Origin of the sequence: Streptomyces sp. NPDC001292, assembly GCF_042896465.1 — a bacterium.
Lineage (GTDB): Bacteria > Actinomycetota > Actinomycetes > Streptomycetales > Streptomycetaceae > Streptomyces.
This window is the reverse complement of record NZ_JBIAXG010000102.1, coordinates 1-7,024: the sequence shown is the minus strand read 5'-3', so window position 1 is coordinate 7,024 and position 7,024 is coordinate 1. Positions and strand designations below refer to the sequence as shown.

Here is a 7,024-nt window from a genome sequence, read left to right as displayed (position 1 = left end):
AGTACGCGGACGACCCTCCGCCTTGCGATGCACCGCACCAGACGCCGCGGGGCCCGCCCTCCGGGCGGACGGCGCTACTTTCGAAACACGCCCTAATCTGACACCGCCTGGCTGGAACACCACCCTGACCGTTCAGGTACCCTCCAGTCTCACCGCCGCTTCCTCTCCGCGTTTTGGTGGCATCCCTGAGGGGGTGAAGCCGTGCCCATTCCACCGGTATTCGATCGGGACCGTGGGCAGGGAGGGACAGCACAATCCATTATCGGGCCCGTAATGGGCGTAGGCGACTCGGATGGTGCCCGGTTTTCCGGGAGTTATGGCTTGAATGGCCAGGCTTTCGCTGCTGCTGTCCCAGCCGACAAACGTCGTGCCGTGCCAGAAAAAGACCAGTTGCCCGTACCCGTCTACGCTCGGAGAACGGGTGCCGATCACCGCGGTCAGATAACCGCCGGACCCGTCCGCTACCGTGACCGGGGCGCTGGACGGCGCGAAATGTTCCGAGGGGTCGCCTGTCTCGACGGTCGTGGTCATCACCCGCGCGATCGCGCTGGGACTGGGCACACCGGCCCGGGAGGAGCCAGGCAGCGCCCCGATCGTCGCAACGCTCAGACCGGGCCCGGGACCGTACGGAGGGGGCAAGCCCCCCGGAGGGGGCGCGGCTAGTGCCGTTGCGGGGGCCAGGGTCAGGACGACGGCGGTGGCAGCGAGGGCGGTGTACAAGAACCGGGAACGGAGTGCCGGCCTGGGCTGTCTCGGTGGCAAGCCCTGGGCAGGTGCGGCCGCCGCGGGCACCGGGTGATGTGTGCATGGGTGAGTGCTCATGGGTTTTTTCTTTCCGGGTGCAGGGTTTTCGGCCCGGCACACGGGTTGGTGAATTTTCGTCGTGCGCCGGGGCGGCCGCATCGCGAGGGATGAGGAAAAGCACTGCGGTGGGGTTCGTGTCCTTCGGGGTTTTGCCACGAGTCGGCCCGGCCGAAAAATCGCCAGGGGAATGAGGAATCACGGCTCGACAAGTTCGGTGGTCCAGGTTGCCGGGCTGCCCTGTCCGGTGCCGTCACTGCTGGTGCCCCGCCGGTGCCGCCAGGGCCGCCGTGGTCGTGGCCCTCCTGGTGGCGCTGCCCGTGCCGAGGGCCGTCTCCCCGCGCCGCAGCGCCAGATACCTCCGCAGGCCCCTGTTGGCTTCCCGTCGTACCCGGCGCAGCACCGGGACCTGGGTGGCCCTGTGCAGCTGGTAGTACCACGGCGCCAGGGCCCCCTGCCGTACCGACATCGCGTAGGCGAAGTCCACCAGATCCTGCTCAAGGTAATGGTCGAGATGCTCGAACCAGGCCATGCTCGTGCGGGCCGAGGCCTGCACGGGATGGAGCGCGGCCCGGCGGCGCTTGTCGTAGGCCTGCAAAGCGGCAGGCAGCTCTGCCTCCATATACAGGCTGTGCGCGAGCTCGATCGCATCCAGCAGCGCCAGCCGGGTGCCCGAGCCCAGGGTGTAGTGGGTGGTGTGGGCGGCATCCCCCAGCAGCACCACGTTGTCGTGGCACCAGGTGGCGTTGCGTACCTCGGTGAAGTGCTGCCAGCGTGCCGGTTCCCCCCGGGACTGGCCAAGCAGCGCGTGGCCGTCCAGAGCGGAGGCGAAGATCTGTTGCAACAACCGCACACCGTCGGCGGTGTCGAGCGTATCGAGCCCCAGCCCCCGCCAGGTCTCTGGGGCGCACTCGACGACGCAGGTGCTGATTTCCGCGCTCGAGGGGTAGGCGTAAAACCAGATCCACCCGGCCGGGGTCCGTTCGAAGGCGAAGGTGAAGCGGGGGAACACCTTTTCGGTGCCCAGCCATATGTAGGGGTTGCGGCCGACTTCCAGGCGGGTGCCGAAGTGGTCGCCGTGCAACTGGCGCACCCGGCTGTTGGCCCCGTCACAGGCGACGATCAAGTCGGCGTCGGCGAGCTCGGCCAGGTCGTCGACCTTGCGGCGGTGCTGGACATCCACCCCCAGCTCGGTTGCGCGTCGGGTGAGGATGTCGAGCAGGGTGGCGCGGGCGATGCTGTAGCCGTACCGGCCCAGATACGCGGTCTGTTCCCCGCGGCGGACCTCCTGGTCTTGCCACAGGGCCGAGGCCGCACGCACCGCCTGGGCGCTGTCGGGGTCGTTGCGGTAGAGGTGGTCGAGCAGGTCGTCCCCATACCCCACGCCCCAGCCGTAGGTGGCCCCCGGCGGGTCGCGTTCGATGACGGTGATGTCATGGCCGGCATCGCGGCGCTTGGCCGCGATCGCGAAGTACAACGCGCCCGGTCCACCGCCGACGCACACGATCTTCATGGCGTCTCCCGTTCTGGCTGCACGGCCGGGCGGCCGCATCGCGGCTGCGGCACCCTGGTGCGCGGTCGGTGTCGGGCTGGGGCCGCCCAGCGGCGGAAGGGCGGTCCCGGCCGGCGTCCCCTGCCGGTCGGGTCCTTGGACTAGTGGTCGCATGGGTTCCTCTTCCCTGGGTTGAGTCTCTGGGGTGACTCGGTGGGTTGACTCGGTGGGTTGGGTCTTGGTGCCTGTGGGTCGGTGCGCGCCCGAGGGCACAGAAGGGGGCTGGGCCTGTGCCCGGCACCGGGCGCGCGGGTGCGGCTCACACCTGAGGTGTGTCTGCCGCACCCGCGCCCGGGCCTTGGCGATCTGACCGGGGGCTCCTCGTGGCCGGTCAGGCGCCGCCTCGGGGTGCCGCGGGGGTCAGGGCAGCGTCGGTGCCGCCTGCCCGGGGTCGGCTACCACCAGCCGCCCCAGCTACCCCAGCATCCGTGGTGACCCCAGCCTCCATGGTGACCCCAGCCTCCGTGGTGGCCCCAGCCGTCCCAGCTGCTGGCGCTTGCCACGGTGGTGGCGTGCGTCGTGGCGGGTGCGGCCTGGGCGGCGGCGCCGCCGCCCAGGAGGGCCCCTGCGGCGGTTACGGTGATGGCCGCGACCTTGGCGATCCTCTTACGCGTTCGAAACACGACCTGTCCTTCCTTTCGGTGGATGAGCCTCACTCCGGATCGGTGAGGTCGTGTTTCGAGTAAGCCCGAACGGGTCATGCGTCGTCACGCCACTGAATGCCGTGACTTGACACCCGTAAATGATCTTGATATGAGTCCGCGTCCCGCCCAGGCCAGCCCGGTGCCCAGCCCCGTGACAGCCCTGCCGGTCCTGGGACGGGCCCCTTGAGGCGCCGGCCCCGTAGACCAGCCGGACGGTCACCGCGACCCCGCCCTCCGCGCCGGCCCCGGCGTCTTCGCGGTCTACCCGTACGCGGCCAGACCGAAGCTCGTGAAGCGGATCATGAACCTGGTGCTCGCGGGCGTGGCCCTGGCGATCTCAAGCTCCTGGTGGACGGCGGCCGCGTCCACTGGTGCCCGCCTCGGAACGGCCGTACATCGGCGGCTCCACGGACGGCACCGCCTGAGACCTGATCACGGGCTACAACGGCCTCGGCCGGGTCTTCGGCGGCAAGGGCAACGACGGAGGCGGCGGTGGCGGCGGCTTCTCCGGCGGCCGGCAGGGCAACGGCAAGACGGGCGGTACGCCCCCGAACGGCACCGGCGACAACGGCCGTACCGGCGGCCCGGCGGACGGCCCGGCGGACGGCCCGGCGGACGGCCCGGCGGTGCTCACACAGGCGGCCGCCGTCAGTCCAGCGGCGAGGCCGGCGAGTACGGTTCAGGCGCAGGGTGTCACCGTAGGACCCATTGGTGGTGCAGGGGCGGACTCGCCGGGAATCGCAGGGAGTTGAGCCATCCGGGACCACGGAGAAAACCTCCCGCGGCGCTTGCGTGCGCGCCTCGGCACACGAGAAGAACGCGAGGATCAGGCCCCGGCTATTCGGTGGAATTGGGTGAGCTGACGCCCTGACAGCAAAAAGGTGCCGCCGAGCTGCAAGGATGCGAGTGTCGAGTTCGTATCCGGTGCAGGAGTCAGGACACCTTTCTGGTGGTCGAGCGTACAGGGTCGGACCGGAGGCTGTCCTTGACGGCCGACGGGAAGGGGCTGGTGGGGCATGCGGGGGCGGTGCTGCTGCGCCGACCGGCGGACCGGATCGGGCTGACGCGAGGGCTCGCGGGTGTACTGCCCTCCAGCAGAGCGAGCGGCTGGCGGGAGCGGGCCGGGGTGCTGGTCCAGCTCGACGTGGCGATCGTGCTCGGGGCCAGGAATGTGTTGGAGGCCGAGCAACTCCAGCGCCACCAGGGCGTGTTCGGTACTCCGGCCTAGGACTCGACGGTGCGCCGGCTGCTGACCGGGCTGGATGGCACGACCCTGGCGAAGATCGCGAAGGTCGGGCGGCGGGTACGTCGGCACGTGTGGACGCTGAGGCCCGCCACTTAGCGGCGAGGCAGGCGCGGCCAGCGAATCATGGAGCTCTTTCGGCGTTGCCGCTCCAGGGTGAGGACCGCTGCGGCGATTGACGAGATTCGATTCGGGCGGCACCAGGCTTTGCGGAAGACCCACCAGGACTTCAGACGGGCCACTCCACGCTCCACCGGGGCCCGGGCCGCGGAGAGCGAGCGGTTGACCGTTCGCTGTAGCGGGACCCTGCTCTGACACTGCGCGCGAGAAGGAAGCCCGGGAGATAGCGTGATGGTGGGATCTCCGGTTTGTGGAGGTGGTGTGATGACCAGAACACTCTTCGTAACCGTGGTGGGATCGAGCGCCGTGGTGCTGTGCGCTATGTCAACCTGGGCCTCGGGTGGTGACGGCGACAACGGCATCGAGAGGAAGTCCCCGGGGGAGATCGGGCACCTTGCGGACCGCGCCTTCCGCTCCGCCCAATCCGTACACCTGAGATTCAGGGACTCGGGACCGGCCGCTTCGAGGGGCGACGCCGCCAGTGCCCTGGACCTCCAGCTCGACCGGGAGGTCAACTGTACCGGCTCCTTCACGCTCGGCGACAAGGGCAGCGCACAGCTGGTCAAGCGGGGCGACGAGGTGTGGGTCAAGCCCGACGTGGCCTACTGGAAGTCCCAGTTCCCGGGCGGCAAGGGAACCAGGGCGGCGAACCAGATGAAGAACCGGTACGTCCACGGTAAGAACGACGACCGGGTACTCAGGGAGCTGTTCGGCAACGCGTCCCGGCTGTGCGACCTGAAGGCCCATCAGCACATCTCCAGCCACCAGCGTGTGCTCGGCGAGCGGAAGGACGGCACGACGACCGTCGACGGCATGAGGGCCGTACGGCTCACCGGCCGGGACGCGCACGGCACCGCGCTCGCGGAGTACGTCGCGACGCGGGGCAAACCCTATCCGATCAAGCTCACCGCGAAAGGCAAAGACATCGACTGGATCTACCTCGTGGACTACGACAAGCCGGTCCCCTCGGCCACCCCGTCCGCGAACCAGTCGGTGGACGCGTCGAAGTTGATCTGGATGCTGGGTCGGTGAGCTCTCTCAGCGTGGCCACTGATCGGGTGAGGGCGGCGGTGCCCGCAATGGACAAGGCTCCCGTGCCGTTGAAGTCGATCCGCGCGGCCCGCCCGGACGGCGCCCCGATCTGCGTCATCCTGGACAACCTCTCCGCTCACAAGGGCGAGACCATCCGGAGCTGGGCGAAGAAGAACCGGGTCGAGCTGTGCTTCACCTCGACGTACGCGTCCTGGGCCAACCCGATCGAGGCCCACTTCGACCATTGCGACAGTTCACCATCGCCAACTCCAACCACCGCAACCACACCGCACAGACCCGAGCCCTCCACGCCCACCTCCGCCGGCGGAACGCGAACACCCGCCACCCCGACGTGCTGGCCGCCCAACGCCGCGAACGCGCCCGTATCCGCAGCGAGAAGGGCATCCGCTGGGGCGGCCGAAGTCAGGCAGCCGCTGCCTGAACTGCCCGTCCTCCCTGGCGGCCACGCACTACGGTGGGAAACATGTCCGAACTCTCCGTGCGGGATTTCTACGACGATTTGGCCCACGACTACCACCTGATGTTCCGGGACTGGGACGCGAGCTTGGCCTACCAGGCCGAGGTATTGGGCGGACTCGTCCGCCAATCTCTCGGCGCGGGACCGCACACCGTCCTGGACTGCTCCTGCGGGATCGGCACCCAGGCCATCGGGCTGGCCCTGGCCGGGCACCGGGTCGTCGGCAGCGACCTGAGCCCGGTCGCTGCCGCGCGGGCCGCCGCCGAGGCGGCGGCCCGGGGCAGCCGGCTTCCGGCCGCTGCGGCTGACATGCGCCAACTGCCGTTCAGAGAGACGTCATTCGACGTCGTGCTCTGCGCGGACAACTCGCTCCCGCACCTGCTCTCCGGGCAAGATCTCCGGGCGGCACTCCTCGGCATGAGACGGGTGCTCCGAGACGACGGACTGTTGGTGGTCACTGTCCGGGCCTATGACGAGACGCGCCAGACCAGACCCACGGCGACACCTCCCCAGGTCTCGAAAACACGCGACGGCCAAGTGATCACCTTCCAGCTGTGGCACTGGCATGAAGACGGCGAGCGCTACGACCTGGAGCACTTCCAGCTCATCCCCGCGCAGAACACCTGGCAGGTCCGAGTCCGCCGGAGCACCTACTGGGCGCTGACGACCCCGCAGCTGACAGAGTTCGTGGCTGAAGCCGGCTTCACCAACATCACCTGGCACAGTCCGGCCTCAAGCGGGTACTACCAGCCCGTACTCACCGCACAGCGCGCTCCCTCAGCGCAGTAGTCCAGACATCGGTTCCGCCCTGCCTGGCTCTCCGTTCATCCATGGCGAACCGGTCAACGTTGCCGGTCACGGCACTGGATACCAAAGTCTCGGGACCACTCGGGGCGCCGGCCTCGACGACCGATGTACCGAGCCTCGGCGCACACGGGTGGGAGTCATGGCGTTCTCCTGGTTCCTGCCGACCGCCAGGGTTGGCGGGGCCGTTGCCGGACCAGGATCCCGGCTCGCGGGGCGCGAGTCCGTGTGGGGAGCGGATCGGTCACAGCAGTGTGTTCATCGGGATTCCTCCGTGGATACCCCGGACTTCAGGCCGGGGAGGAAACGGACTCCTGCGGAGCAGGGCAGGGAAAGCCGAATCGCCGTCA

6 protein-coding genes and 3 pseudogenes are annotated in these 7,024 nt (G+C 69.0%); 5 read left to right on the top strand and 4 right to left on the bottom strand.

The window, feature by feature from the left end:
- Window positions 1-132: 132 nt before the first annotated feature.
- From ACFY4A_RS42070 to ACFY4A_RS42060, 3 genes are all read right to left on the bottom strand, one after another.
- Entirely contained in the window at window positions 133-531 is a 399-nt protein-coding gene (locus ACFY4A_RS42070) for an LppP/LprE family lipoprotein (protein ID WP_390834598.1), read from the bottom strand.
- Window positions 532-1,054: 523 nt separating this feature from the next.
- Window positions 1,055-2,314: an FAD-dependent monooxygenase gene (locus ACFY4A_RS42065; protein WP_390834597.1), complete on the bottom strand. Its 1,260-nt coding sequence runs from the start codon at window positions 2,312-2,314 to the stop codon at window positions 1,055-1,057.
- Between the two features lie 434 nt (window positions 2,315-2,748).
- Entirely contained in the window at window positions 2,749-2,976 is a 228-nt protein-coding gene (locus ACFY4A_RS42060; protein WP_390834596.1) for a hypothetical protein, read from the bottom strand.
- Window positions 2,977-3,241: 265 nt separating this feature from the next.
- On the opposite strand from ACFY4A_RS42060, the pseudogene ACFY4A_RS42055 reads away from it, so the two are divergent.
- Window positions 3,242-3,539: pseudogene (locus ACFY4A_RS42055) on the top strand (hypothetical protein); the annotation flags it as partial.
- Window positions 3,540-3,982: 443 nt separating this feature from the next.
- Window positions 3,983-4,225, top strand: a complete 243-nt coding sequence (locus tag ACFY4A_RS42050) for a hypothetical protein (protein WP_390834595.1) — start codon at window positions 3,983-3,985, stop codon at window positions 4,223-4,225.
- Between the two features lie 110 nt (window positions 4,226-4,335).
- On the opposite strand, the pseudogene ACFY4A_RS42045 reads toward ACFY4A_RS42050, so the two are convergent.
- Window positions 4,336-4,536 (bottom strand): annotated as a pseudogene (locus ACFY4A_RS42045) (hypothetical protein); the annotation flags it as partial.
- 88 nt (window positions 4,537-4,624) lie between these two features.
- Here ACFY4A_RS42045 and ACFY4A_RS42040 point away from each other — a divergent pair.
- The 3 genes and pseudogenes from ACFY4A_RS42040 to ACFY4A_RS42030 all read left to right on the top strand — a co-directional run bounded on the left by ACFY4A_RS42040 (window position 4,625) and on the right by ACFY4A_RS42030 (window position 6,659).
- A complete protein-coding gene (locus tag ACFY4A_RS42040) occupies window positions 4,625-5,392 on the top strand; it encodes a hypothetical protein (RefSeq protein WP_390834599.1) in 768 nt (255 codons plus the stop codon).
- Between the two features lie 68 nt (window positions 5,393-5,460).
- Window positions 5,461-5,834 (top strand): annotated as a pseudogene (locus ACFY4A_RS42035) (transposase); the annotation flags it as partial.
- Window positions 5,835-5,876: 42 nt separating this feature from the next.
- Window positions 5,877-6,659 carry a class I SAM-dependent methyltransferase gene (locus ACFY4A_RS42030; protein ID WP_390834594.1) on the top strand — a complete coding sequence of 261 codons (783 nt, stop codon included), beginning with the start codon at window positions 5,877-5,879 and terminating at the stop codon, window positions 6,657-6,659.
- Window positions 6,660-7,024: the final 365 nt, after the last annotated feature.

What these genes read in the sequence shown, in the direction of transcription:
- ACFY4A_RS42070 (WP_390834598.1), bottom strand. Translation starts at nt 531, where the DNA reads ATGACCACGACCGTCGAGACAGGCGACCCCTCGGAACATTTCGCGCCG.
- ACFY4A_RS42030 (WP_390834594.1), top strand. Translation starts at nt 5,877, where the DNA reads ATGTCCGAACTCTCCGTGCGGGATTTCTACGACGATTTGGCCCACGAC.
- ACFY4A_RS42065 (WP_390834597.1), bottom strand. Translation starts at nt 2,314, where the DNA reads ATGAAGATCGTGTGCGTCGGCGGTGGACCGGGCGCGTTGTACTTCGCG.
- ACFY4A_RS42040 (WP_390834599.1), top strand. Translation starts at nt 4,625, where the DNA reads ATGACCAGAACACTCTTCGTAACCGTGGTGGGATCGAGCGCCGTGGTG.